Annotated in this window: 29 protein-coding genes; 15 read left to right on the top strand and 14 right to left on the bottom strand. The window is 56.6% G+C overall.

Features of this window, described 5'->3' with window-relative positions; all coding sequences use genetic code 11:
- Nucleotides 1-34: 34 nt before the first annotated feature.
- From trpB to AC5EFR_RS08060, 3 genes are all read right to left on the bottom strand, one after another.
- Nucleotides 35-1,240, bottom strand: coding sequence for a tryptophan synthase subunit beta (trpB, locus tag AC5EFR_RS08070; RefSeq protein ID WP_493575339.1), 1,206 nt, complete (start codon nt 1,238-1,240; stop codon nt 35-37).
- 164 nt (nt 1,241-1,404) lie between these two features.
- Nucleotides 1,405-1,809, bottom strand: coding sequence for a peptidoglycan-binding protein LysM (lysM, locus tag AC5EFR_RS08065; RefSeq protein ID WP_431373004.1), 405 nt, complete (start codon nt 1,807-1,809; stop codon nt 1,405-1,407).
- A gap of 95 nt (nt 1,810-1,904) precedes the next feature.
- Nucleotides 1,905-2,507 carry an HD domain-containing protein gene (locus AC5EFR_RS08060; protein ID WP_493575338.1) on the bottom strand — a complete coding sequence of 201 codons (603 nt, stop codon included), beginning with the start codon at nt 2,505-2,507 and terminating at the stop codon, nt 1,905-1,907.
- 228 nt (nt 2,508-2,735) lie between these two features.
- Here AC5EFR_RS08060 and AC5EFR_RS08055 point away from each other — a divergent pair, with 228 nt between their 5' ends.
- On the top strand, nt 2,736-3,077 hold the full coding sequence (locus AC5EFR_RS08055; protein ID WP_493575337.1) for a DUF2853 family protein: 342 nt from the start codon (nt 2,736-2,738) through the stop codon (nt 3,075-3,077).
- A gap of 66 nt (nt 3,078-3,143) precedes the next feature.
- On the top strand, nt 3,144-3,494 hold the full coding sequence (locus AC5EFR_RS08050) for a GFA family protein (RefSeq protein ID WP_493575336.1): 351 nt from the start codon (nt 3,144-3,146) through the stop codon (nt 3,492-3,494).
- A gap of 218 nt (nt 3,495-3,712) precedes the next feature.
- On the opposite strand, the gene AC5EFR_RS08045 is transcribed toward AC5EFR_RS08050, so the two are convergent.
- The 5 genes from AC5EFR_RS08045 to tsaD all read right to left on the bottom strand — a co-directional run bounded on the left by AC5EFR_RS08045 (nt 3,713) and on the right by tsaD (nt 6,891).
- Nucleotides 3,713-4,111: a DUF1761 domain-containing protein gene (locus AC5EFR_RS08045; protein WP_493575335.1), complete on the bottom strand. Its 399-nt coding sequence runs from the start codon at nt 4,109-4,111 to the stop codon at nt 3,713-3,715.
- 65 nt (nt 4,112-4,176) lie between these two features.
- On the bottom strand, nt 4,177-4,596 hold the full coding sequence (locus tag AC5EFR_RS08040) for an EVE domain-containing protein (protein ID WP_493575334.1): 420 nt from the start codon (nt 4,594-4,596) through the stop codon (nt 4,177-4,179).
- On the bottom strand, nt 4,596-4,862 hold the full coding sequence (locus AC5EFR_RS08035; RefSeq protein WP_493575333.1) for a YciI family protein: 267 nt from the start codon (nt 4,860-4,862) through the stop codon (nt 4,596-4,598). Before AC5EFR_RS08035 ends, AC5EFR_RS08040 begins: the two co-directional genes overlap by 1 nt.
- A gap of 2 nt (nt 4,863-4,864) precedes the next feature.
- The gene (locus tag AC5EFR_RS08030; protein WP_493575332.1) at nt 4,865-5,815 is read right to left on the bottom strand and encodes an NAD(P)H-dependent glycerol-3-phosphate dehydrogenase; all 951 of its coding nucleotides are present in this window, start codon (nt 5,813-5,815) and stop codon (nt 4,865-4,867) included.
- Nucleotides 5,812-6,891 (bottom strand): tRNA (adenosine(37)-N6)-threonylcarbamoyltransferase complex transferase subunit TsaD, encoded by a 1,080-nt coding sequence (gene tsaD, locus AC5EFR_RS08025; RefSeq protein WP_493575331.1) that lies wholly within the window; start codon nt 6,889-6,891, stop codon nt 5,812-5,814. Before tsaD ends, AC5EFR_RS08030 begins: the two co-directional genes overlap by 4 nt.
- A gap of 100 nt (nt 6,892-6,991) precedes the next feature.
- On the opposite strand from tsaD, the gene AC5EFR_RS08020 reads away from it, so the two are divergent.
- Genes AC5EFR_RS08020 through AC5EFR_RS08010 form a run of 3 tightly spaced genes read left to right on the top strand, consistent with a single transcriptional unit; the run spans nt 6,992 to nt 10,732 of the window.
- Nucleotides 6,992-7,693, top strand: coding sequence for a uroporphyrinogen-III synthase (locus tag AC5EFR_RS08020; protein ID WP_493575330.1), 702 nt, complete (start codon nt 6,992-6,994; stop codon nt 7,691-7,693).
- A gap of 27 nt (nt 7,694-7,720) precedes the next feature.
- The gene (locus AC5EFR_RS08015) at nt 7,721-9,175 is read left to right on the top strand and encodes a COG4223 family protein (protein WP_493575329.1); all 1,455 of its coding nucleotides are present in this window, start codon (nt 7,721-7,723) and stop codon (nt 9,173-9,175) included.
- A 12-nt stretch (nt 9,176-9,187) separates the two neighbouring features.
- The gene (locus tag AC5EFR_RS08010; protein WP_493575328.1) at nt 9,188-10,732 is read left to right on the top strand and encodes a heme biosynthesis protein HemY; all 1,545 of its coding nucleotides are present in this window, start codon (nt 9,188-9,190) and stop codon (nt 10,730-10,732) included.
- 47 nt (nt 10,733-10,779) lie between these two features.
- On the opposite strand, the gene AC5EFR_RS08005 is transcribed toward AC5EFR_RS08010, so the two are convergent.
- A complete protein-coding gene (locus tag AC5EFR_RS08005; protein ID WP_493575327.1) occupies nt 10,780-12,390 on the bottom strand; it encodes a choice-of-anchor L domain-containing protein in 1,611 nt (536 codons plus the stop codon).
- Between the two features lie 439 nt (nt 12,391-12,829).
- Between AC5EFR_RS08005 and AC5EFR_RS08000 the strand changes: the two genes are divergently transcribed.
- The 5 genes from AC5EFR_RS08000 (at nt 12,830) to AC5EFR_RS07980 (ending at nt 16,134) form a co-directional block, all read left to right on the top strand.
- Nucleotides 12,830-13,117: a hypothetical protein gene (locus AC5EFR_RS08000; RefSeq protein ID WP_493575326.1), complete on the top strand. Its 288-nt coding sequence runs from the start codon at nt 12,830-12,832 to the stop codon at nt 13,115-13,117.
- On the top strand, nt 13,114-13,758 hold the full coding sequence (locus tag AC5EFR_RS07995) for a DedA family protein (protein WP_493575325.1): 645 nt from the start codon (nt 13,114-13,116) through the stop codon (nt 13,756-13,758). The genes AC5EFR_RS08000 and AC5EFR_RS07995 overlap by 4 nt, the downstream gene beginning before the upstream one ends.
- Before the next feature lie 164 nt (nt 13,759-13,922).
- On the top strand, nt 13,923-14,627 hold the full coding sequence (locus AC5EFR_RS07990) for an ABC transporter permease (RefSeq protein WP_493575324.1): 705 nt from the start codon (nt 13,923-13,925) through the stop codon (nt 14,625-14,627).
- 5 nt (nt 14,628-14,632) lie between these two features.
- Entirely contained in the window at nt 14,633-15,337 is a 705-nt protein-coding gene (locus AC5EFR_RS07985) for an ATP-binding cassette domain-containing protein (protein ID WP_493575423.1), read from the top strand.
- Nucleotides 15,334-16,134, top strand: a complete 801-nt coding sequence (locus tag AC5EFR_RS07980; RefSeq protein ID WP_493575323.1) for an ABC transporter substrate-binding protein — start codon at nt 15,334-15,336, stop codon at nt 16,132-16,134. Before AC5EFR_RS07985 ends, AC5EFR_RS07980 begins: the two co-directional genes overlap by 4 nt.
- Before the next feature lie 68 nt (nt 16,135-16,202).
- On the opposite strand, the gene AC5EFR_RS07975 is transcribed toward AC5EFR_RS07980, so the two are convergent.
- From AC5EFR_RS07975 to AC5EFR_RS07960, 4 genes are read right to left on the bottom strand one after another with little or no spacing between them, the layout of a single operon-like run.
- Nucleotides 16,203-16,685: a DUF6505 family protein gene (locus AC5EFR_RS07975; RefSeq protein ID WP_493575322.1), complete on the bottom strand. Its 483-nt coding sequence runs from the start codon at nt 16,683-16,685 to the stop codon at nt 16,203-16,205.
- Nucleotides 16,682-17,389 (bottom strand): biotin/lipoate--protein ligase family protein, encoded by a 708-nt coding sequence (locus AC5EFR_RS07970; RefSeq protein ID WP_493575321.1) that lies wholly within the window; start codon nt 17,387-17,389, stop codon nt 16,682-16,684. The genes AC5EFR_RS07975 and AC5EFR_RS07970 overlap by 4 nt, the downstream gene beginning before the upstream one ends.
- Nucleotides 17,386-18,447, bottom strand: a complete 1,062-nt coding sequence (locus AC5EFR_RS07965; protein WP_493575320.1) for an Mrp/NBP35 family ATP-binding protein — start codon at nt 18,445-18,447, stop codon at nt 17,386-17,388. Before AC5EFR_RS07965 ends, AC5EFR_RS07970 begins: the two co-directional genes overlap by 4 nt.
- Nucleotides 18,448-18,450: 3 nt before the next feature.
- A complete protein-coding gene (locus tag AC5EFR_RS07960; protein ID WP_299936497.1) occupies nt 18,451-18,654 on the bottom strand; it encodes a DUF6494 family protein in 204 nt (67 codons plus the stop codon).
- A 78-nt stretch (nt 18,655-18,732) separates the two neighbouring features.
- Between AC5EFR_RS07960 and AC5EFR_RS07955 the strand changes: the two genes are divergently transcribed.
- Nucleotides 18,733-19,452: a hypothetical protein gene (locus tag AC5EFR_RS07955; protein WP_493575319.1), complete on the top strand. Its 720-nt coding sequence runs from the start codon at nt 18,733-18,735 to the stop codon at nt 19,450-19,452.
- Nucleotides 19,453-19,456: 4 nt separating this feature from the next.
- On the opposite strand, the gene AC5EFR_RS07950 is transcribed toward AC5EFR_RS07955, so the two are convergent.
- On the bottom strand, nt 19,457-21,403 hold the full coding sequence (locus AC5EFR_RS07950; RefSeq protein WP_493575318.1) for a 4Fe-4S binding protein: 1,947 nt from the start codon (nt 21,401-21,403) through the stop codon (nt 19,457-19,459).
- Between the two features lie 373 nt (nt 21,404-21,776).
- On the opposite strand from AC5EFR_RS07950, the gene AC5EFR_RS07945 reads away from it, so the two are divergent.
- From AC5EFR_RS07945 to AC5EFR_RS07930, 4 genes are all read left to right on the top strand, one after another.
- The gene (locus tag AC5EFR_RS07945) at nt 21,777-22,313 is read left to right on the top strand and encodes a DUF3305 domain-containing protein (protein WP_493575422.1); all 537 of its coding nucleotides are present in this window, start codon (nt 21,777-21,779) and stop codon (nt 22,311-22,313) included.
- Nucleotides 22,310-23,014, top strand: coding sequence for a DUF3306 domain-containing protein (locus AC5EFR_RS07940; protein WP_493575317.1), 705 nt, complete (start codon nt 22,310-22,312; stop codon nt 23,012-23,014). Before AC5EFR_RS07945 ends, AC5EFR_RS07940 begins: the two co-directional genes overlap by 4 nt.
- Nucleotides 23,011-23,619, top strand: a complete 609-nt coding sequence (locus AC5EFR_RS07935) for a TorD/DmsD family molecular chaperone (protein ID WP_493575316.1) — start codon at nt 23,011-23,013, stop codon at nt 23,617-23,619. Before AC5EFR_RS07940 ends, AC5EFR_RS07935 begins: the two co-directional genes overlap by 4 nt.
- A gap of 72 nt (nt 23,620-23,691) precedes the next feature.
- Nucleotides 23,692-23,877 carry a twin-arginine translocation signal domain-containing protein gene (locus tag AC5EFR_RS07930; RefSeq protein WP_493575315.1) on the top strand — a complete coding sequence of 62 codons (186 nt, stop codon included), beginning with the start codon at nt 23,692-23,694 and terminating at the stop codon, nt 23,875-23,877.
- The last annotated feature ends 93 nt before the right edge of the window (nt 23,878-23,970 follow it).

The raw sequence follows: 23,970 nt of genomic DNA, 5'->3' as shown, positions 1-23,970 counted from the left end.
CCGAGGTTTGGCTTTGGATCGGCAGGGGGGTATCTTAGAGGTCTTCGCCGAACCCAAAGGTTTCAGTGACGTAATCAATGTCTTTGTCACCGCGACCGGACAGGTTGATCAAGATCGACTTGCCCGGATTTTTGGGCGCTTCACGCTGGGCAAACGCGACGGCATGGGCGCTTTCGAGCGCGGGAATGATGCCCTCGTGACGGCTTAGGTCGTAGAAGGCTTTGAGCGCCTCTTTGTCATTTGCAGCGGTGTAATTGGCCTTGCCGGTGCGATAAAGATGCGCGTGTTCGGGCCCGACACCAGGGTAATCAAGGCCTGAAGCGACGGTATGAACAGGCGCTGGTTCGCCGGCTTCGTCCTTGAGAACCATGGTGCGGAAACCGTGAATATCGCCGTCTTCTCCGTAGGTTATGGTAGCGGCATGTTCGCCGAGCTTGGACGATGTGCCAAGCGGTTCAACGCCATAAAGCTGGACGTCATCATCAATAAAGCCCGCAAACAAGCCCATCGCATTCGACCCTCCGCCAACACAGGCGGCGACAATGTCAGGAAGCTCACCCGTCATTTCCATGAATTGCTCACGCGCTTCTATGCCGACGATATGCTGAAAATTTCGCACCATCATTGGGAAGGGATGCGGACCAACGACGGACCCGATCGCAAACAGTGCCTGGTCGGCCTGCGGTACATAGGCCTGAAAGGCGCTGTCGACCGCTTCTTTGAGAGAGCGACCGCCAAAACCAACAGGCACAACCGTCGCGCCAAGAAGTTTCATGCGGGTGACGTTGGGTGCTTCTTTTTCGATGTCGATCTCACCCATGTGGATCTCACATTCCATACCGAAATAGGCGGCCGCAGTGGCCAAGGCGACGCCGTGTTGACCGGCCCCGGTTTCGGCCATCAGCTTGGTTTTACCCATATGTTTGGCAAGCAACGCCTCGGCCATACAGTGGTTTAGCTTGTGCGCGCCGGTGTGGTTGAGGTCTTCGCGCTTGGCGTAAATCTGGGCACCGCCGGCCAAGTTGGACAGGTTTTTCAGATGCGAAACAGGTGTTGGACGGCCCTGAAAATGCTTGCGGATATAGCGCAGGTCGCGAATGAACTCCGACGATTTGGAGATATTGTCATAGGCTTCACGAATTTCCTTGAAATGCGGCTCTAGCGGGGGTGGCAATTGTGCCCCGCCGTAGTCGCCAAAAAAACCGTCCTGGTTCGGTGTGTTCTTTAAATAAGACGTCATTTTGTGCCTCCCTCAAATCTGTGTCTTGTGTGCGTCTGGGGCAATACTGCGCAGGACGGCAGGCCGAACAAGCCGCGTTTTGGTCGCAGGGGGCGCGCATCGTGCAAGACAGCAAAAAGCCCTGCCAAAATGACAGGGCTGATCGCAAGACATTTTTGGGGGATTTACGCAGGAATGCGCAGCACCTGACCGGGGTAGATTTTGTCAGGGTCGCTCAGCATGGGCTTGTTTGCCTCAAAAATCTCGGTGTAGCGGGCACCATTGCCAAGCGCTTTTTCCGCGACTTTCCAAAGGCTGTCGCCCTTTTCCACTGTGTGGAATTTTGGTTCTTCGCCGCCAAGGTTGTCTTCGACCTTGGTCACGCCGTCGACATTGCCCACCGCAAGGATAACTTTTTCCTTGGTTTCCTGATCGACATCGCCGGAGACGGTCACTGTTTCGCCGTCAACTTTGATCTCAACATTGTCGGCATCCAGACCAAGATCGGCGACTTCTTTTTTGAGATCGTCCGCTGTGGGGGCAACTGCGGCGACTTTCTTGCCACCTCTGAAAAAGTCAAAAAGACCCATAACCGTGTTCTCCTAATTGGTTAGCGGCTTTGTAGCGGTCGCATTGGGCGGCTTACAGGGGAAATTCGCGCCGGGTTGGTCATGCACTGGGGGCGTTACGCGGTGAGAGTGGACACAAACCCGTCGCGTAAGACGGCCGGATCATAGGCTTTGCGCGCAAAGACCTCGCGTAGCATAGGGTCGAAATGCTCTAGTGGCAGCATGTCGTAATCAGGGTCAAAGGAGGATTGATCCCAGCGCTCGCAAAAGGCGGCGCAATTGGCAAAACATGGATGATCTTTGAACTGATCACGGGCGTTTTCATCCCAGTTATAGTGGTGCGCATAATACAGCATCTGAAAAATACCGTGATGTTCAACGACCCATGCGACATCCCATCGAACAAAGGGGCGGATGACCTCGGCGCTAAACCGATCGTGGTTTTGTGGGGCCAGACCGTCGCCGATGTCATGCAACAAGGCTCCAACAATCCAATCTATATCCGCCCCATCCCGTTCGGCCCGTGTGGCAGATTGTAGACCATGCTCAAGCCGGTTGATTTTGTAGCCTTCGAGGCTGACCTCCCCTTGGCGGCGAAGTTCATCAAGGATGCGATCCGCGGTCATGGCCAAATAGGGTTTTTCGAGCTTTTGCAGCAAGAGGTATTCGTCCTTGGTCCCATCTTTCATCTGGGTAAAGGAGACTTGATTGTCTTGCATTGCGGAACACCTCTGCTGGCTTTGTTGGTCAGGATCAGTTTTGCCGTGTCTATGCGCGCAGTCTTGACCTTCCCCGACCAAAACACGTCGCGCGCTGCACATGGGAAAGCGCGGGTGTTTTTATCATTGCCTGCCTGTGAATAACCATTAATCTTGCCGCAGATGGCCAAAAGGGCCTTCAGAACCAAGTTTAACGGGGTGTGGGACCCCGATATGAGGGAGTTACCTATGGGCAAGCGCGACGAGCTGATTGCGAAATACGCGGACGATCTGAAAAACAAATGCGGCATGGAACCGGACATGGACTTGCTGACCAAAGTCACGATCGGTTGCGGTCCGGCAATCTACAACGACGATGCGTCCACCGTCGCGGGTTCGCAGGAATCTGAGCTTGAAACAGTGAAAAACAACTTCTTGATCAAGAAGCTTGGTCTGGCTGATGGTCCTGAGCTGATGGATGCGATCCAACAAGCGATCGAGACTTACGGCAAGTCCGAGCGCAACAAGTACCGCGCGGTGTTCTATTACCTGCTGGTCAAGCATTTCGGCAAAGAGTCGGTCTACGGTTAAGCCAATCGACATGCTTTGCGACGGGGCCCCTGATTTTCGGGGGCCTTTTATTTTGGAGGAACCCTAGTGATCGAAACCACCTGTCATTGCGGCGCGGTTCACATCAGATTTGATGACACTCCCGAATTTGCGGTGTCCTGCAACTGTTCGATCTGCCATCGGTTGGGGACCCATTGGATTTATTCACATACACAGAACATTACCATAAAGGGCGCGACTGCGGCCTATGCGCATGGCGACAAAAACATCGCGTTTCATCGCTGTGTGACTTGCGGATGCACGACCCATTGGGCCAATTTGAAGGAGCCGGAGTCAGGGCGTATGGCCGTAAATCTAAGGCTTGCGGATCGCGACATTGGTGCGAAGCTGCCGTTACGTCACTTTGATGGAGCCGATCGCTGGTGCTTTGTCGATTGATGGGATGTGTGGGAAATAGAGTCGTTTCCATGCACAATTACTTGAAATTGCAGGTATTCGGAGTTTGCTTGGAAACCGCTGTTTGAGTAAGTTGAAATAGAACCGGCTAGAAGGCTGGGACCAAGATTCAGTTTCACGTGTGGTGCGTAGGGAGCACGTGGGTGGACGGAGGGTTCCGGTATATGCCGGTCCCTCCGTCATTATTTGTGGGACAGCGTTCAGAACACTGTCAAAACCACCCCCATGATGGCGCAAGCGATGGTAGCGTACCCACCGTCAATCAGGGTGAGTTTTTTCGGTCGATTGCCATAGGCATTGTTGATGGCAATCCAGGGCGTGATGAAAAACAACCCAATTCCGATACCTGCAACCAAGCCTTTGCCCAAGGTGTCGATGTTCGCAAGCTCAAACACATGGCGCATCATTCCGGCCACAACCAGCTGCATCAAAAACGTACCGACATAGAGCATCGGGTTGGCCCCGTTGACCGGCTGGCCCTGATCATTGCGGGGCACGCCAGATGCCTCCATCCATGGTTCGGTCAATTTCATGTAATAGGCCGAACCGGCAGCAAACGACGCGACGGCCGCCACCAGCACATTGATAATTTCGAGCATTCTGCCCCTCCTGTTCGTCAAAAGACGTCTCGCAAGGGCAGTTTGCCGCAGCTTGACCCGCGCGCCTAGGGGGAAATCCCGGCCAGTGTGCAGATCAGCGTCCATTCCGTCTCTGTCACGGGCTGAACGGATAGTCGGGAATTTTTGACCAAAACCATCTCGGACAAGTCGGGATGGGCCTTGATGTCGTCCAATGTGACAGGCGTTTGAACCGGGTGCACCGCGCGGATGTCGACACAGTCCCAGCGGTCGTCGTCTGTTGTGCTGTCTTGGTGGGCTTCGGCACAGACTTCGACCACTCCGACCACGGCCTTTTCTTTTTGCGAATGATAGAAAAAGCCGCGATCCCCAATCGCCATCTCACGCATAAAATTGCGCGCTTGATAATTGCGGACGCCGTCCCATTCTTCGCCGGTGTCACCCTTGGCGACCTGTTGATCCCAAGACCACGTGGATGGCTCTGATTTGAACAGCCAGTAGCGCATCAGATCACCTTGTTCCAAACGATCAGTTCAGTCGATTCAAACAGGCCGGCCTTGTTGTAGGGATCATGGGCAACCCAATCTTGGGCGGCGGCCATGTCATGAAGATCGAGGATCACGAGAGAGCCACACATCTCTCCGTTGTCGTCCAGCAAAGGACCGGCTTGGGCGACGTTTGTGGCCTTTAGGTATTCCACATGGGCGGGGCGGTTTTCCTGACGGATAGCCAATGCGCCGGGTTTGTCCTTGGCGATCAGAGCGATAAGCATGTTTATTCCTCTTTCAACGGGCGAGATAGCAATTGGGTCATAACGTCATCTACGGTCACACGCCCTTGGGTCAAGGCGGCGACGGCGTGACAGATCGGGAGCGATAGGCCGGTGTCGATGGCGATACGGTCCATGGCCTGCGCAGTGGCGGCCCCTTCAACGGTGATAGACGGGTCAAACACTTGTTTGCGCCCCAGCGAAAGGCCGAGCCGGTAGTTTCGCGACAGTTCAGACGTACATGTCAGCGCCAAGTCACCAAGGCCGGAGAGACCCGCCATGGTTTCGGGCCGCGCCCCTTGGGCGGCGGCAAAGCGGGTCATTTCGGCAAACCCACGGGTCATCAACGCGGCACGCGCGCTATCCCCAAGCCCGGCACCAATCGCCGCGCCACAGGCAATCGCCATAACGTTTTTCAGCGCCCCCCCAAGTTCGGCACCAATGGTGTCGGTGCTACGATACAGGCGAAGGTTTGGGGTCGCGAGTTGATGCTGAACCTGCTTGCCCATGGCATCATTGGAACAGGCAAGAGTCAGGGCGGTCGGCAATCCGCGCGCGATGTCATCGGCAAAGCTCGGCCCGGTCAAAATGGCTGCGGTCGCGTCTGGTTTTGCAGCGGATAAAATTCCGACGGGTCCGCGCCCGGTTCGCAGGTCGACGCCTTTGCAACACGCGACCAAAGCCTTGCCCGAGAGGTCGCCGTCTATGCGGTTTAATAGGCCGGATAGGCTCTGCATCGGTGTTGAAAACAACAATATGTCATTGGAGACTGCCTGGTCCAAATCTTGCGTGATTTGGATGTTCTGAGGGAGTTTGTGCCCCGGCAGTTTTGGGCTTTCACCCCTAGCCAAAAGGGGCGAAATATCCCGCGCCCAAAGGGTTACCGGGCCATTTTGCGCCAAGGAAATGGCCAAGGCGGTGCCAAAGGCTCCGGCTCCGAGAACTGAAACACTCATGCTTTTGCGCCTTTCTTTCCCGACCCAATCAGCGGTTTTGCGTTTTGATCCAAAGGCCATCTTGGGCGTGCCGAGAGGGCCATGTCGCTGGTTTTTCCAAGCGCCAATAATTCTGACCCAGCGTAGGCAATCATCGCGGCGTTGTCGGTGCAAAGCGCAAGCGGCGGTGCGGTAAAACGTATGTTAGAGGTGGCGCAAACAGTCTCTAACCCGCCACGAAGCGCCATATTTGCCGCTACGCCGCCCGCAACGGCCAAAGCGGGGTCCGAAGGGTGTTCGTCAAGGTATGCTGTGATGGCGCGGCGGGTCTTTTCGACAAGAACGTCGCGCACAGCGGCTTGAAACCCGGCGCAAAGATCATTGCGATCTTGTTCGGTTAATCCGCCTTGATCGGCGATGATCTGATCGCGTTGACGCAGCAATGCCGTTTTCAAACCTGAGAAAGACAGGTCACAACCGGGGCGATCAAGCAAAGGCCGCGGAAAACGAAACCGCTTTTCATCCCCCTTTTTGGCGGCCGCTTCAACCGATGGACCACCGGGTTGCGGCAGGCCCAAAAGCCGGGCGGTTTTGTCAAAGGCTTCGCCGGGGGCGTCATCAATTGTGCCGCCAAGACGGGTGAAATCTTCGACGCCTCGCACGATCAGAAACTGACAATGGCCGCCCGAAACCAGCAGCATCAAGTAGGGGTAAGCAAGGTCATCGGTCAGGCGCGGCGTCAAGGCGTGGCCCGCCAAGTGGTTCACCCCAATCAAGGGCTTGTTGAGACCAGCGGCGAGACCTTTGGCCATCATGACGCCGGACAACACCCCGCCGATCAAACCGGGGCCGGCGGTGACGGCAATGGCGTCTATCTCTTGAAGCGTGGTTCCGCTCTCGTCCATGGCCTGCACAATGGCTCCGTCTAGCCGTTCGGCATGAGCGCGCGCGGCAATTTCCGGGACAACGCCGCCAAAATCCGCATGAAGCTGGGTTTGGCCCAAAACCACCGAAGAGAGCACATCGCGCCCCCGCAACACCGCGGCTGCAGTATCATCACAGCTGCTTTCCAGCCCAAGTATCAGGGGAGGTGTCATCCGGTCTTTCCGTTGCGTTGCCGACGGGCAGGGAGTACCACCCACAAAGGCGCGCGACAATCCCGGAGCGAGAATGCACAAGCCCAAGCCCATTTTGCTAATGACCCGACCGGCGGCGGCGGCACAGCGATTCTTGGCTAATTTGGGCGGGGAATGGGAGTGCGCGGCTATTTTATCGCCACTTATCGGGATCGAGTATATGCCCGAAACGCCGAATTTGGACGGCGTGCGTGGGTTGATATTCACCTCGGCGCATGGCGTTGCTGCGCTCGGGTTCCGGGGCGAAGGCCCCCCCTTTCCTGTTTACGTTGTCGGTCAAAATACCGCACAGGCGGCGCGTGATTGCGGTTGGGACGTAAGACAGGTTTATCAAAATGCCGATGCCTTGGTGCGCGGGTTGATCGCGACGCTTCCGCCGTTGCCGTTGCTGCATATTCGGGGGGTGCATACGCGTGGGGATGTGTCCGCGCGATTGGGCGACGCCGGGATCAAGACAATTGACGCGATTTTGTATGATCAGCCGGAAATACCCCTGTCAAAAGCCGCGCGTGATGCTTTGCTCGGAGAAATCCCCGTGATTGCACCTGTATTTTCGCCCAGAACGGCGGCACTACTGGCAAAAAACCGCATTAAAGCGCCGCTTCTTGTCGCGGCTATGAGCGAAGCGGTGGCCAAGCCGCTCTTGTCGCTGCATATAACAGAGTTGAAAATTGCGGTACGACCTGAGTCGGCAGAGATGACGCGTTTGGTGACGGATCTGTTGAAGTCGGCCAGTGCATGGGATTATGGGCCTGGGCATTAACCGGGTGTGTTGAAAGGGTGGCGGAACGTGGCAAAGTCCAAAAGAGGCAAGACTGGAAATACTCAGTCCAAAGCCGAAGAGAGTATTGAAGCGGTTGAGGCGAACACCGAGGCCGTGGTTGAGGATGCCGTGCAGGACGTGAGCGATGCGGCAGAAAACCTGACCGATGACGTTGCTGACGACTCTGCCGCTGAGGTTGAAGGTGGTGTAGAGGAAAGCGCCGAAAACGTCGCGAGCGAAGAGCCGGTTGAAGAAGCCGCCCCTCAAGACGACTCCGACACGGCCCCTGTCGATGAACCCGTTTCGCAAGAGGCAGCGGCCGTCGTTGACGCCCCAACAGGGGATGAGCCCGCGGAGGATGAGGCAGTCGACGATGTCGTCGATCTCGTTGATGAGACCGCCCAAGAAGATGTTGACCAACCCGAAGCAACACCCGAGCCTCAGGTGATCCGCGAAACAACCGTTGTTAAGAAAAGCGGTTTCATGTCGACGGCGCTTGGCGGTGTTGTTGCGGCGGCGCTAGGTTTTGGCGCGGCGCAGTTCACCGATGTGCAATTGCCGTTCACACCAGCTCCGGCTCCGAACCCCTTTGAAGAAGAGGCGCGTGCGGCGCTGACATCGCAGGGTGAGCAAATCGGAGCGCTTGTCGCGCAAGCGGATGAAACGCAGAAGGCGGTTGAGATTCTTGATCTGACACCGATCACAACGTCTATCTCCGGGATCGAAGACAAAATCGCCGGATCAGAAACGACGCTCAAGGCCATCGGGGATGAGCTTGCTGGCTTTGACAGCCGTTTGACAGCCATCGAAAAAGCCCCGCTTGCCGATGCGGTTTCTCCGGAGTCGATTGCCGCCTATGAGCGTGAGCTTGATGCGCTACGCAAGTCGATCACCGATCAACAAGCCGCCCTAGAAGAGCAAAAGGTTGAAATTCAAGCCATGGCCGCCGAAGCCGTGCAGGCCGAAAGCAATGCTGAAGAAAAAGCCACCTTGGCCGCTAGCCGCGCCGCGTTGGCCGAGGTCACAGCGCTTGTTCAGTCTGGAAAACCCTTTGCCGCGCCTTTGGCTGTTCTAGACGGCAATGGCGTTGCCGTCCCTGATGCGCTTGCTGCGGTCGCTGCAGATGGGGTTCCGACGCTTGCTTCTCTAACGGGAGAGTTTCCCGACGTTGCGCGCAAAGCTTTGACGGTTGCCCGCAAAACAGATCGCGCCGAGGGCGAAGGCGGTGGCATTGCCAGTTTCTTGCAAAGCCAGCTTGGGGCCCGATCGGTCACCCCGCGCGAAGGCGATGACCCGGACGCGGTTTTGTCCCGCGCCGAAGCTGCAGTCAAAGCCGGCGATTTAGAAGCCGCAACCACAGAGGTCGCAGCGCTTCCCGAGGCGGCAAAAGCCGAGTTGGCGGATTGGTTGGCGCAAGCCACGACCCGCAAAGAGGCGCTGGCCGCGACGGCCGCTCTCGCCCAAGAATTGAACAAACAGTAAGGGTCACGAAACATGCTTTGGTCACTAATCAAGATTATCGTGTTCGTCGCTCTGGTTGGGGCGTTGACCCTTGGGGCTGGATTTTTGATGGATGCGGATGGAATGGGCCTCGTCGAGGCGCGCGTCATCCTGATGGGTCAGGAATATAGCCTAAGCCCAATCCATATCGTTCTGTTGCTAATCGTGGCGGTTATCGCGCTTTACATTGTGTTCAAGCTGGCCAGTTTCCTGGTTGCTTTGCTCAAATGGATCAATGGCGACGAAACGGCCATAAGCCGGTATTTTGACCGCAATCGCGAACGCAAAGGCTATCACGCTTTGTCAGAAGGCATGATGGCGCTGGCTTCTGGAGAAGGTCAACTGGCGATAGCTAAGGCTAAAAAAGCCAACAAATATCTTCATAAGCCAGAGTTAACCGACCTTATCACCGCGCAAGGGGCCGAAATGGTTGGGGATAGTCAAAAGGCGGAAGAGGTCTATAAACGACTGTTGCAAGACGAGCGGACCCGCTTTGTTGGTGTGCGCGGCCTGATGAAGCAAAAGCTGGATTCCGGTGATACCGATACGGCGCTGAAGCTGGCCGAGCGGGCCTTTGCAATCAAGCCAAAGCATGGTGAAGTAGGAACCACGCTGCTGCGGCTGCAAGCTGAGTCAAAAGATTGGAGTGGGGCACGTAAAACCCTGTCGACCAAGCTCAAGAACGGCGCGCTGCCGCGAGACGTGTTCAAGCGCCGCGATGCTGTTTTGGCGCTGTCCAATGCGATCGAAATCAAGGATAGCGACGAAAGCGCAGCGGCGGCCGACGTGGCAATCGCGGCAAACAAAGCGTCGCCCGATCTGGTTCCCGCCGCAGCACTGGCAGCCCGTGGATTTGTCGAACAAGGCCGCAAGCGCAATGCCATAAAAGTGATCAAAAAGACTTGGGCCGTGCATCCGCACCCCGATTTGGCGGCGGCCTTTGCAGCGGTTGAGCCGAACGAGACACCCGAGGCGCGGTTGAAGCGATTTGATCCATTGTTGAAAATCCTGCCTGAGGATCGTGAAACCAAACTGCTCAAGGCGGAATTGCATCTTGCAGCCGAAGATTTCCCCGGTGCGCGTCGTGCGCTTGGCGATTTGATCGAAAACGATCCCGATGCACGGGTTTTGGCGATTATGGCCGCGGTTGAACGTGGCGAAGGTGCGCCAGATACCGTTGTGCGTGGTTGGTTGGCCAAGGCGGTTACCGCACCGCGCGGGCCGCAGTGGGTTTGCGAGAACTGTAACACCATCCATGCCGAATGGGCTCCACTGTGTTCGAGCTGCTCGGCGTTCGATACATTGGAATGGACAAACCCGCCTCAGTCCGAAGTGGTTTTGCCCGCCGGTGCCGACATGCTGCCGCTGATCGTTGGAGCGCTCGAAGACAAATCCGAAGACGCGCCAGCGGATATAATTGTCGCCAACCCGGACGCGGAAGACGAGGCAGGTAGCGCCGCCGAGACTGTGGATGTGGAGGCCGAGGTGATCGAAGATGCCGAAACGGTCGACGACACGAGGCCTGTCGATCAAAAGTAACTTGCTATTGAGGTGCTCCATTAAATGTGGGGCACCTTTTCGGTTTTTTAGGGTCTGATTTCCCAAAGTTGTGGTGTCATCGGGGCCATGTTCTGAAATATCATGTGGGTTTCGAAGGGTTTCAACATCAGCCGAGCAGACGTCATTGTGCGTTTGCTGGCGTATTGAAGCTCTGGTAAAATGTTAAATAGCGAAGTCTCATTACATGGGTCGAAACTCCGCGCCGTTTCGGGCCCCGCCAGATAGCTTTCGCTACACACGCCATCGCCGGCAATGATTTCGTGATTGTCAAAGAGCAAATGGTAATAGGCAACGTCACGACCATGTGTATCGTGAATGATCGAGCCACCATCCACCAAATCAATCGCTCGCACCAACACTTCTTGCTCAAAGAAAAACAGCTGGGTGTTACCGCTTTTGACAAGAATCCTGTGATTGGGAGATACCCAGGTATCCCGCCTGTTCCCCATTGCACCGGCACGAAAACGCACCGGGGCGTTTACACCCTTGGCCCGGCGGACCGACTTCCCGATCCATCGCAACACCTGAGGTCCGCGATCTCGAGTCACAACCAAATCCCCGACATTTAGCGCTTGGATCGGGACTCCGCCGCGTGGTGTTCTGATCCGGGTGCCATGTGTAAAACAAGGCGCGGTGGTGACTAGATCGACAAAGCCAACATCGGTATGGCCGTGTTCATCTTCGACTGTATAGGTGAAAAAATTGTCGCCAATTGTCGACGCGGCACCAGCTAGCACCACCCCATCGGACGTGACCTCAAGGTCTTCTCCTGTGGCGAGCGTGATGGTGTCACCTATGCTGACAGGTTGACCGTTGATATGGGTGATGTGCAGCTCGGAGCCAGATGTCGAAACATCGTTGGCCAGAAGATCGTGATTGACCTCTTCGCCCAAGCGCACATGGATTTCATCGTCGCCCGCAATCAATTCGGTCTGAACGGAATCCGCCGCGATCAACAAATTGCTATCATACGCCGCGTCACCGCCGTCTGCGATGCCGATTTTGATCGAGTTGGCAACACCCGGCGTCACCGGGGCCTTGAGCGTTAGGGTAACCGTGAAGCCATCCATTTCAGTGTTATAATTGTCATCGGTGGCGGCATTGTCGATATAGAGATTGGCATTGTCTACGTTGTTGATCTCATCAATCGAAATTTCACCTGTGCCAACGGTAAGCTCTGCCTGTACTCCGTTGACCCAAATGCCGACGGCGTCATTGAACCCGTCATCAACGAAATCAAGGTACTCCTCAGAAGAAAACACAATTTGCATGGAAAGAGTGCTGCCTTCCGGGACAAAATCAGCCTCGAATATCGCGGCATCGAATGTGGTCATTCCCGAAATCGCACTAAGATCTGTATCGCCTGCAGTCCCATGAATGGTTGTTGTATTTTCTGCAAGGTTAACATCACCGCTACTGTTGGTGATGTCAGACGCAGTCCCAGTCGACAAAATAACGCCACTGTCGGATGGGGTCACGCCGGGCGCAACGCTATCGCCGTTGGTAAAGATACCGGATGCCGTGGCGGCCCCGGAATAGGTGGCTGAAACGATGGCCACACCGTCGCCAAACATGGTGTCAGCCATATCCATGGCGGTCGCTGTACTATCTATTGGCAACTCATTTGCTGTGGGCATCTGAACTCTCGCTACTGATTACAACGTGAGGGTAGGAAAGCTGGCTTAACAACTCTCAAACAAATTTTTCCCTAAGGTGCACTTGTAATACCTCTTTTGGAATTTGGTCTTGTAAATCGATTTAACCTATTGGGTTGATGAAAATTTTAGGGATTTAGATTGCTCATTTTCTCTTGGGTGGCTCACAGCTCTTTACCTTGTTGGCAAATCAGAAGTGTGCAGCAAGCTGGCCTGAAAGGTTCGCTGAGTCAGGGGGCCCATGGTGCCTTGTGCTTTTGGCGAAAAAGGCGCTGAATATGGGCGGAACTCTGAGGAACGAGGCCGCGTTATGCGATCCAAGCCAATCTTCTTTTTAAAGAAAATATGGACGGCGGCGCCCTTGGCAACCGGTGTGCTTGTGATAGCGCTGTTGGCGAGTGGTTTTTTTGGCGTCAGGACCGTGGTTCATTGGATCAAACGTCCGCCATTGTCCGAACGCGCCCTGCCGGTGGCGGCTTGGATGACTCCGCGATACATCGCCCGATCATGGGGCGTTCCGCCAAAGGTGATCGCCCGAGCAATCGACGCACCTATTCCGCCACCTGACGGCCCGATGAGCCTCACTGAACTTGCCAAGATGCGAGGTGTGCCGGTTGAGCAGGTCATCGCAGAAGCCGAGGCCGAGATAGCCGCGTTTTTTGCAGAGCGAGGGCAGCCGGTCCCTGAGCCGCCAGAGGACGGCGAATGACAGAGACTGTTTTTGGCCTTGTTGCCCAATACGGCGTCTATGTGATCTTCGCGTCTGCATTTTTGTCCTGTCTGGCGCTGCCTATCCCAACATCTTTGATGATGTTGACCGGCGGGGCGTTTGTCGCCTCGGGCGATCTCACCTTCTGGTCGGTCGGTATATCCGCCTATCTGGGCGCGGTGCTTGGGGATCAGGCCGGATACTTTATCGGTCGTGCCGGGGGTGCCCCCCTTACCGCGCGTTTGTCGCAAAGCCCATCGCGGGCCAAGGTGCTGACCCAAGCGCAGCAACTTGTTGACCGGCGTGGCGGATTAGGCGTGTTTTTCTCGACATGGGCGGTAGCTCCTCTTGGGCCTTGGGTCAATTTCATCTCGGGCGCCACCGGGCTAAAGTGGTGGCGGTTTGCGATTTGGGACGTGTTGGGGGAAACCGTTTGGGTGACGGTCTATGTCGGGCTTGGCTATGTGTTCATGGACCAAGTTGCCACTGTCGCCGAAATAATGGGCGATGTGATCGGCTTTTTGGTGGCCGTTGTGATGGCCATCGCCTCTGCCATGTGGATCCGCGCTATTTTGAAGAGTAAGCGCAAGAGCGATACGAGGCATTCGGCTTCACCCCAACCTCACAACCCGAGGACATAAAAACCACTGGTTTTCCGTCCGTTACGACCAGTGTGGACAAAATGTCCGGCGCGAGAAAACTTTTGCCTGAAAAATAAAAGTTTTGTTGGCAATCCGGGTTTCTGGTGCTGTTCCCTGTTGCGCAAGGTTGCAATACTGCGCGCACAAAAGGGGGAGTGACAGACATGATTGACCTGTGGGACGGACTGTCCCGCGCGTTTTGGCTTGTAGTGACGCTTGATGCTCAACTTGTTGAGATCGCTTTGCGCTCCCTTCAGGTCACGCTCAGCGCCTTGGTGGTTGCGTCCGCTGTTGCTCTGCCGTTGGCGGCGCTGTTGGCGGTGCGGCGGTTTCGGGCGCGTCGGGGTGTCATCGCCGTATTGAATGCGCTGATGGGCCTGCCACCGGTTGTTGTCGGGTTAATTGTCTATGTTTTGCTGTCGCGCTCCGGGCCTTTTGGGGTATTGGGCCTTTTGTTCACGCCGACGGCGATGGTGATCGCTCAGGTCATTATTATCGTGCCGCTGATTGCCAGCATTGCGCATCAATCGCTCCGTGATCTTTGGGCCGAATACCACGATCTCTTGATCTCGATGAATGTCACCCAGATGCAAAAGATCACGACCTTGCTGTGGGATGCGCGGCGCGCATTGCTCACCGCATCCTTGGCCGGATTTGGCCGCGCCATCGGCGAGGTCGGCGCGATTATGATCGTCGGCGGTAATATCGACAACGCCACCCGTGTTTTGACCACCGCCATCGCCCTTGAAACCGGCAAGGGTAACTTTGCCTTGGCGCTTGGGCTTGGTTTTGTCCTGATCGGGCTGGCGATCATTGTGAACCTCACGATCCATTGGCTTGGGCGCACGGAACGGGAGGGGCGCTGGTGAGTGATATGTTCCCTCTGTCCGTCAAAGGCGCGCTGACATCTCGACGGGGCAAAACGCTTGTTGGCCCGGTGGATCTTGACTTGGATGGCAACGGGGCTTGTGTTGTCGTTGGGCCAAATGGAGCCGGAAAAACCACACTTTTACGATTGCTGCATGGGGCGGCTCGTCTCAACACCGGAACCATTCAATGGGCCTGTTCGACGCAAGAGGCACATCATGAGCAAGTGTTTGTTTTTCAACGCCCGGTCATGTTGCGCCGCACCGTCGAAGAGAATCTGATTTATCCGTTGCGGGTTCGTGGAATGGCCAAGCCGGAGGCCCGCGCCAAGGCACAAGAGTGGGCCGAACGGGTCGGGTTGCAAGACATGCTACGCCGCCCCGCGCCGGTTCTCTCCGGTGGCGAACAACAAAAGCTCGCCCTTGCCCGTGCTTTGATTGTGCAACCGAAATTGGTGTTTTTGGACGAACCCTGCGCATCGCTCGATGGCCGCGCGATGCGCGAGATCGAAGACGTTCTACAAGAGGCCCGTGCCAACGGAACCCGATTGATTATGTCCACACATGACATGGGACAAGCACGGCGGTTGGCAGATAGCGTAATCTTTATGTTCAAGGGCCGTGTGCACGAGCATAGCCCAGCTCAAAAGTTTTTCTCGTCGCCTGACACGGCTCAGGCTTCTGCTTTCCTTAGAGGAGATATCGTGGAATGAAACAGGTGTTTGCAACCTTAGCCGCCGTCATTATCGGAACGGCTGCCTTTGCTGGCGACAACATGAAAATGGCGGTCACCACGTCCTTTAACAACTCTGGGCTGGCAGACATTTTGCTGCCTGAAATCCAAAAGGATTTGGACCTTGACGTCCAACTTTTGGTGGTTGGAACCGGCCAGGCCTTGAAACTTGGCCGTGCTGGGGATGTGGATGCGATCCTTGTCCATAGCCGCAAAGCCGAAGACAAGTTTCTGGCCGAAGGCTATGGCACGCATCGCCGCGAAATCATGTATAACGATTTCGTTTTTATTGGCCCAAAGGATGATCCCGCTGGTGTTCGTGGTGTTCCGACCGCGGTAAACGCCTTGCAAAATATTTCGGACAAGGGCGCGGCGTTTGTTAGCCGGGGCGACGATAGCGGCACCCACAAGAAAGAACTGAGCCTCTGGGGCGCAGCGGAGCTGAATTCCAAAGGGTTTGGCGGCTGGTACAATGCGGTTGGGGCCGGCATGGGCGCGTCGCTCAACACTGCGGCGGGCATGGGGGCCTATATCATGTCGGATCGGGCCAGCTGGCTGAACTTTGGCAACAAAGGCGATCTAGAATTGCTCTATTCTGGTGATCCGGTTCTGTTCAATCAATACGCCTATTTGCCGATCAATCCGGCCAAGCACAGCCATGTCAAAACCGATTTGGCGGCCAAGCTTGAAGGCTGGTTGGTCTCTGACAAGGCCAAGGAACTGATCAATACCTACAAGATCAACGGCGAAACTCTCTTTGTGTTCAACGCCGAATAAGATGTGCGGCGGGGCCGTCGCCCCAACCGCAAGGGCCCCTGACGTTCCTTCTCGTCAGGGGCTTTTATTTATGTGTCGTCGACTGACCCGTGGATAGCGAATTGGTCTAGACCGGCCTCTTGTGGCTCAATCACGCGAAACGCCTCTTTGACACCGGCGTCGGTCAATTCTCGGGCGACGGTTAGCAAGGTGTTGGGAGAGTGATCCTCGCACAAATCTTGCATATGCGCGATTTCCTCAGCGGCAACAGGCAAAGCAGCCTCAACCGATGGGGCCCCGTAATAGGTCACAAAATGGTTTGCCAATTGGGCCGTTAGGTCGGTTTTTTCGGCCTCGGTTATTTCGGTCACGGCAACAAATGTCACGCGGCCCGAGGTTTCCAAGCCAAACCAACCGTTGGCAAAGGCCTGACGCGCCTTGCCGGATAAATCGGCTTCGGACCAATTGGAAAACTCAAACCCGCCGGGAATGCACCATTCCCCGGTTCGGGCCGGAGAATGAAAGACGCGCTGGTCGGATTCGTCGAAATGGATCGCACGGGCGAGCTTCATGAGTCGTTCTCCAACAGGGTTGTGAGCGGGATCAGATGGGTTTCATTATCGTCACGCAAGAGCATGCCAAAGTCTTCGTCCACACCAAGGAACGTGCCGTCTAGGCCGCCTTGCAGCCTGGGTTCGCCGACACCCTGCGCTAGTCCACGCCATTCCGCATGGAGCGGGCGAGTGCCTTCTTCTTCCCAACGGGTGATCCAATTGAGCGTATGTCGCGACCAAGCTTCGACGAGGGCCGGGGCCTGAACATCGGCACAGCCCTCGGAATACAACGCGGTTTCGTGCGGGTTTGCGCCGGGATTGTCATCTTTGGGCCAAAGCGGCAGCGTAAAGCCAACAACCAACCAATCAGGAACGGCCTCGGGATCGGTGTCCGAGGCCATGACCCGGAATTGACCACAGGCGGCGCCGTTGACCTGAATACCGCCCGCCCATTCCAGATGTACGGCGACCTCAGGTGGGGCCAACGCCCCCAGCGCATTCTGAAAACCAATCCCACAAAGCGGCAGCATCGCCATGGCTTGGCGCAACGGGACCTCGGGGGCAAAGACAAGAGCGCCCTCCAAAGTGCTGGTGCCCAAGTGGTAGCAAATCAGCCCCGCGTCGCAGCCCATCACCGCCCGTTGGCAGGCGGTGTCAAAAGCGTCGCCGTCACAGGCTTCGCCAGACATGAGGGGCGGGAATTGCAGCTCAGAACCGGTCATGCCTTGTCCCATGCCACCAACGCATTGGCGATGTCGTTAAAGGCCCGTGCCTGTGCGCTGTCCGGGGCGCTAACGGTGATCGGGGCACCGCCATCCGCCGCCAAACGGATATCAAGATGCAAGGGCACTTCGGCCAGCAAAGGCACACCAAGCTTCGCCGCTTCGGCGGCTACGCCACCATGACCAAACACATGCTCTTCGTGACCACATTTGGAACAGACATGCGTCGACATGTTTTCGATCATCCCGAGAATGGGAACGTTCAATTGGTTAAACATATCAATGCCTTTGCGCGCATCTATAAGGGCCACGTCCTGAGGCGTAGACACTATAATTGCCCCGTCGATATGGGCCTTCTGCGCCAGCGTCATTTGCACGTCGCCGGTGCCCGGTGGAAGGTCAACGATCAACACATCCAACGCGCCCCATTGCACTTGGGTTAGCATCTGTTGCAACGCGCCCATGAGCATCGGACCACGCCATACAACCGCCTGATCGTCATTGGTCATCAGGCCAAGCGACATCATCGTGACGCCGTGGTTGCGCATCGGCAGGATGGTTTTGCCATCCGGTGACGCAGGCCGTCCGCTAATGCCCAACATGCGCGGCTGGCTTGGGCCATAAACATCGGCATCCAAAAGACCAACCTTGCGGCCCTGCGCCGCCAAAGCACAGGCGAGGTTGGCCGACACGGTGGATTTGCCAACGCCGCCCTTGCCCGAGGCTACTGCGATAATATGCGCAATGCCGGGGAGGCGCTGTGGCCCCTTGGGCTCGGAAGGTTTTGACGGTTTCAAATCCGGTGGCGCGGCGTTGGAATGCCCGGTCAAGACGACCGACACGGAGTTTACGCCATCCAGCGCCTTGACCCGCGTTTCGGCTTCGGCCCGAACCGGTTCGAAAAGGCTGGCGTTTTCTGGCGCAATTTCAATGACAAAACGCACGGTGCCATCACCAACGTTTAGCGCCCGCATGGCCCCGCTGGCCACGATGTCGCTGCCTGTTACCGGGTCGGTGATGGATTTCAGAACGTCAAGAACGGTTTCTCTGTTTGCCACGGATCAGTCCTGCCCTTTGGTGTCGCCGGACAATGTGCCGGTGACTTCATGTGTCATGCCTAGCTCTTCGATAGTCACCACAGCCTTGACCGAAAAGGATTTTCCGCTTGTGTCGCCATTGCGCAGCGCCTCTTCGATGGCCTGTTGGGATGTCACCCCAACCTGCTTGAGAAACTTGCGCATGGACATGTTGAAATCGTCGCTCATCGTCTACTCCTATCGGACCCGTTGACGTAGACCCGTCTGCTTGCCTACCCTAAAGGCATGCAAAAAGGTCTGTTCATAATGTTGTTGCTTCTGGTGCCGCTGGCTGCGGCCGCAGAGGATCGGTTGGTTCGGTTGTACGCGCCGCAAGGGTTGGTTGAAACCGGCTTGTTCAAGCATATCCTGCCGCGCTTTTCGCTGAAAACCCAGATCAAGGTTGAAGTGGTTGCAGATGCCGAAGGTGCCGACCTTTCCCTTGGAGCGGACGGACGCGCGGTGTTTCAGGGGCAGGCACAGATTTGGCATTTGAAACGCCAACGCGAGGGGCACAAAAGCACCGAACGTTTGGCGAAATGGATGTTTTCCGATGTTGGCCTGCGCACAATCATCGGGTTTGCACCCGACGGTTCCGCACTGTTTTCCGTGCCGCCCGAAGGGGAGGAAGAGGTCGAGGATGTCACCCTCGACGGCAATGCGGTGCTGGGGCTGACGGCGTCGAAAACCAAATGCGCCCGCTGCCATGCGGTTGACGAGTCGACCCGGCTGACAACCATCGGTTCGACCCCAAGCTTTTTCGTCTTGCGGAGCCTGTCCGACTGGCAGGAACGCTTTGCGACCTTCTATGATCTCAACCCGCACCCGTCGTTTACGCAGGTTGCCGATTTGACGGACCCGTTCCCCGAAGACCGGCCGCCACCCATCGTTCCCGTCCTTATGACGATCGACGAAGTGTCGGCGATATTGGCCTATGTGTCGGGGCTGCAAGCCGCCGATCTGGGGAACCCGCTGGTGCATCAATAAACCCTTAGTGGTCCCGCCGCTTTGAAAGGTAATCCTCGGTCATGCGGGGTTTGGGGCGTTCGCCACCTTGGAACGGATTGTCCGTGGCCTGAAACTGCGCATTGACGCGACAATTGTCACACATCTGGATCATCTTGAGCGCCTCTGGGCGCTGGAACATGCTATGTGCCTCGAGCTTTTCGGTGATCTTTTCGATTGTCGATTTTACCCCGAACAACGACCCGCATTCGATACAGGCAAAGGGTTCTTCTTCGTTGATCACTTTTTGCGTTAGCGCGGCGTCGGTCAGGTCAAGCTGGGGGAGGTAGCTAATCGCGTTTTCCGGGCAGACGTGTGAACACAACCCGCATTGCAAACAGGCGTCTTCTTGGAACCGCAGTTGCGGTAGATCTGGGTTGTCGCCCAAAGCCCCGGATGGGCAGAGCGACACGCAGGATAGGCACAATGTGCAATCATCAGTGTTCACAACAACCGCGCCATAGGGGGCTTTTTCCGGCAAAGGCAAGGTTTCGGTATCCGGGTTCAAGGCGCGGGCCGCCTGACGGGTGATTTGGCGACGCGTCCCCATTGGGCGAACCGGCGTAGCCACCGGAGCAGGTGCGACCGCGCCGTAAAACGCATCGGACATGGCATCGGGGTCCGTTGTGTCCAGTAGGGTGACGCTATCGGTGCCTCCGATCGCTTCGGCCAAAGCGATCTGAACCTGCAAGGCGTCGCGATCCGTTGCCGGGCCGGGCACAAGCGTCACCGAGGCAAAGCCCGCCGCCAGTGCCGCAACCGCCTCTGCGTGGCCAAATAGGTTCAGTGCTGGAACCTCCATCGGGATCACATCAGCAGGTAGTCCGCCGCCGTGGCGGGCCGAAAGACGCACCATTTCCGCGCCATGGGCGTCGCTCACCATCAAACGGGGGGCTGTGCCGCCGGCGTCCAGATAGGCTTTGGCAAGGGTTTGAACGCGGCGCATGGTCAAATCAACGGGTGGGGCGTCATAGGTGATGGCCCCGGACGGGCAGGCCGCAGAACAGGCCCCGCAGCCCGCGCAAACCATTGGGTCAATGCTCACATGGTCTCCGGCGGGCGAAATTGCCCCCGTTGGGCACAGGTCAAGGCAATTGCTGCACCCGGTTTGCTCGGCCCGTGAATGGGCACACAAGAGCGGTTCCGCTTTGACGTAAAGAGGTTTTTCAAAGGTTCCGACCATGTGCGATGCCGCCAGAACCGAGGCGCTAACCGAAGGCGCATGGGCGGGATCGGCGCGCAGGTATCCTTCGCGTTTCTCGGGGGCGGGGAACAAGGGTGTTCCGCCGGTTAGGTCCAAGAGGATGTCACATTGGGTTTGGCCGCCATCACGCGGATCCGAAAGGTGCGCCGCACGCCCGCCGGGGTGGGGCAGTTGCAGCGCATCAATGGTCAGGTCAAATTGTCCAAACGCGCCATTGGCCTTGCGAATTTTGCCGACAACCACGTCAAAGTCACAGGTATCTGGAATGTCTTTGGCGCTATTCAAAAGAACAGTAACACTTAGAAATCCCTTAAGTTGTTCAGCCACAGGGAGAGTTACGTCTGCCGGTCCGGTGATCAGACAGAGCCCCTCTGATACCACGTCTCGGGTCTTGGCTGGCGCGGCTGGGAGCAGGGCCTCGGCCGCGAGCGCGGACATTTTGGGTAGTTTTGAAGCGGTATCCGCGCTCCATCCGGCCCGGTCCCGAAGGTCGAGCAACGGGGCCTCGGGCTGTCCCAATTCGGCGGCCAATCCCTCAAAAACCCGCGCTTCCTGGGTACAGCAAATAATTGCGTCACCGGCTTCAAGCGCGGCGGCGGCCTTGTCGATTTGGGTGGTGCAGAGCGTTGAACAGGGTTTGGACACCTCCAAACCCGTTGATTGCGAAAGCCCATCGACGTCCAATTGCATGGACCCCATACAATCACATGTAATCAGAGACTTAGGCATGTTTTCCTCACCGTAATATAGGCCGTTTCCGACCGAAAATGTTCCTCATCCGAGGCCGAGCGTAGGCATGATTCGAAGCTGGCGACAACCGATTTTGTTGCGCGATCAATCCGCGAAATCCTTGGTTGGCGCGGTGATTCGCGCTGGTGATTCGCCAAAATTGCAGGCCGTCGGAAAACATATGTTTTTTGTCGGATTAGACATTTCGTCCAGTCGGACCCTTTGTCGGGTGGGGGCCTACCCAATTTGTCCCGGAATACCAAAGAATACCGATTTGGCCCAATCAGAGCTTTGAACCGAAGGGGCTCTGACGCAAGGTTAGATCAACGGGAGGACATCTGGGTTGATCCACAATCCTAAAATGTATCGGACGATGCCGCTGGGCGTCGTGCTGCGAAAGACGCCGGGCGTAACGCGCTGGGTGCCTTGGGTGTGGAAAGCGGTTGCCGTGTTGCCCGGTGCCGGACCCGCTGATTTTCGTGAGATGCGCCGAGAAGGTGAGGCGATTGAATATCACGCCGCGACACTAACGCTCGAATTGCACGGGGCCGAGACCGAAGCCTATCTTCACGGGCTCACCGCTCAGGTGCCTTGCATCTATGTGGTGATGCGCGAAGGAGACGGCGATTGCCCGCTTGATATGTTGCTTGTCACCGCCTCCCCCTATGAGGCGCAAGATTACACCGACAGCGGCGAAGAGCTTGTTGAAAAGGTTCCTATGCCCGCCGGTCTGGTGGCTTGGGTGCGCGAGTTTGTTGAAGAATTCCACGAGGACGAAGTTTTCGTAAAGCGGCGTCGTGACAAAAAACGCACCGATTTGGTCGAAGATGGCATTGGCGATGCGCGCATCACGCAAGTCGCAGATGTGTACCGGTCGCCAACTGGCCGCAAGAAGGCGAGGTTGCAATGAGCGACGCCAAGAAAAGTGGAGACCGGGTTTCTGTCCGGTGTCGCGACCCGTCCAGCAAGTTGGATTTTTGGGCTCGCCGCAAAGCTGCAGTTGAGGCAGAAACCATTGCAGAGGTCAAAGCCGAAGAGGCTGTGGCCAAGGCCGAGGTTGAAGCGGTTCAGGCCGAAAAAACCGACGACGAGCTGCTCAAAGAGCTTGGCCTGCCTGATCCTGATACATTGGGTGAAGGGGATGATTTCAAGGCGTTTATGGGTGATGCGATCCCGGCGCGTCTGAAAACGCGGGCGTTGCGCAAGCTTTGGACGGTGAACCCGCTTTTGGCGAACGTCGACGGTCTCGTGGATTATGGCGAGGATTTCACCGACGCCGCCATGTGTGTTGAGAACATGCAAAGCGCCTATCAGGTCGGCAAGGGTATGATGGCCCATGTCGAAGAACTGGCGCGTCAGGCCGAAGAAGACGCGGTGGTTGAGATGGCGGATGACGACACCGAAGCCGAGACGGAAGAGCCGGTGATCAACCCGGTTCGCCCGCCAGAGTTAAAAGACAAAGAAGCAGTTCTGGCTTTTGCTGCGGAAGCGGTCGAAGATGAGGAGCCATATGAGCCCGTCTGGGACGATGGTGCCGAAGACGCAGCGCACGCCCCGACGCCGGGGTCGCGCCGCATGACATTCACATTTGACGACCAGAGGACAGGATGACCGCAGCCGTGGACACCACTCAGATTGCAACCGAGGATCGGCTTCGCGCTGATCTATACAATTTTCTTGGCTTGATCCTGTCGGGCCCGCCCGATGAGATGCTTTTGGCCCAAACTGCCAGCCTCAGCGGTGATGACAGTGATCTGGGGCGCGCAATCAGCACCTTGGCCAAAGTGGCCAAGATCACCAAACCCAAAGCCGTTGAGAGCGAATACAACAAGCTGTTCATCGGGTTGGGCCGGGGTGAACTGCTCCCCTATGCGTCTTATTACCTAACTGGGTTTCTCAACGAAAAGCCGCTTGCTCAGCTGCGCAAAGATATGGTCGCGCGTGGGCTAGAACGGGCGCAAAACGTGTTTGAACCCGAAGACAATATTGCCAGCCTGATGGAAATGATGGGTGCGCTGGTTGTGGGGCGTTTCGGTACGCCGGCGACGCTGGATGATCAAAAGACGTTTTTCAATCGCCATATTGGCCCTTGGGCAACGCATTTCTTTACCGATCTCGAAGGGGCCAAGAATTCGGTTTTCTATGCCTCTGTCGGCACAGTTGGCCGTGCCTTTATGGAGATCGAGGCCGAAGGATTCAGATTGAGTAGTGAGTGATTGGTTGCTGGTGGAGAGCCAGCATTTCGAGTGACGGGCAACCGTCAGAACACATCAAGGGGAGAACCCAAGATGACAAAAGAAACCAAGGCGTCCCGCCGTGATTTCTTGAAAATGGCCGGAACCACGGCGCCCGTTGCGGCGCTGGCCGTTGCGACCACAGCAGGCGAAGCCGAAGCGGCGGAACCTGATCTGGCATCGAACAAGATGCAAGATACCGCGCATACCCGCGCCTACCTTGATTCCGCCCGGTTCTAAACCGGACGTGATCACCCCGCCTTTTGGCAACTGGTTGCGTGACGCCCGACCGTCAAAAGATCATTCGTGAATACCAAGCAAGCTGGGGATCAA

The organism is Pelagimonas sp. (assembly GCF_058892305.1).
This window is presented reverse-complemented; position numbering and strand designations above follow the sequence as displayed.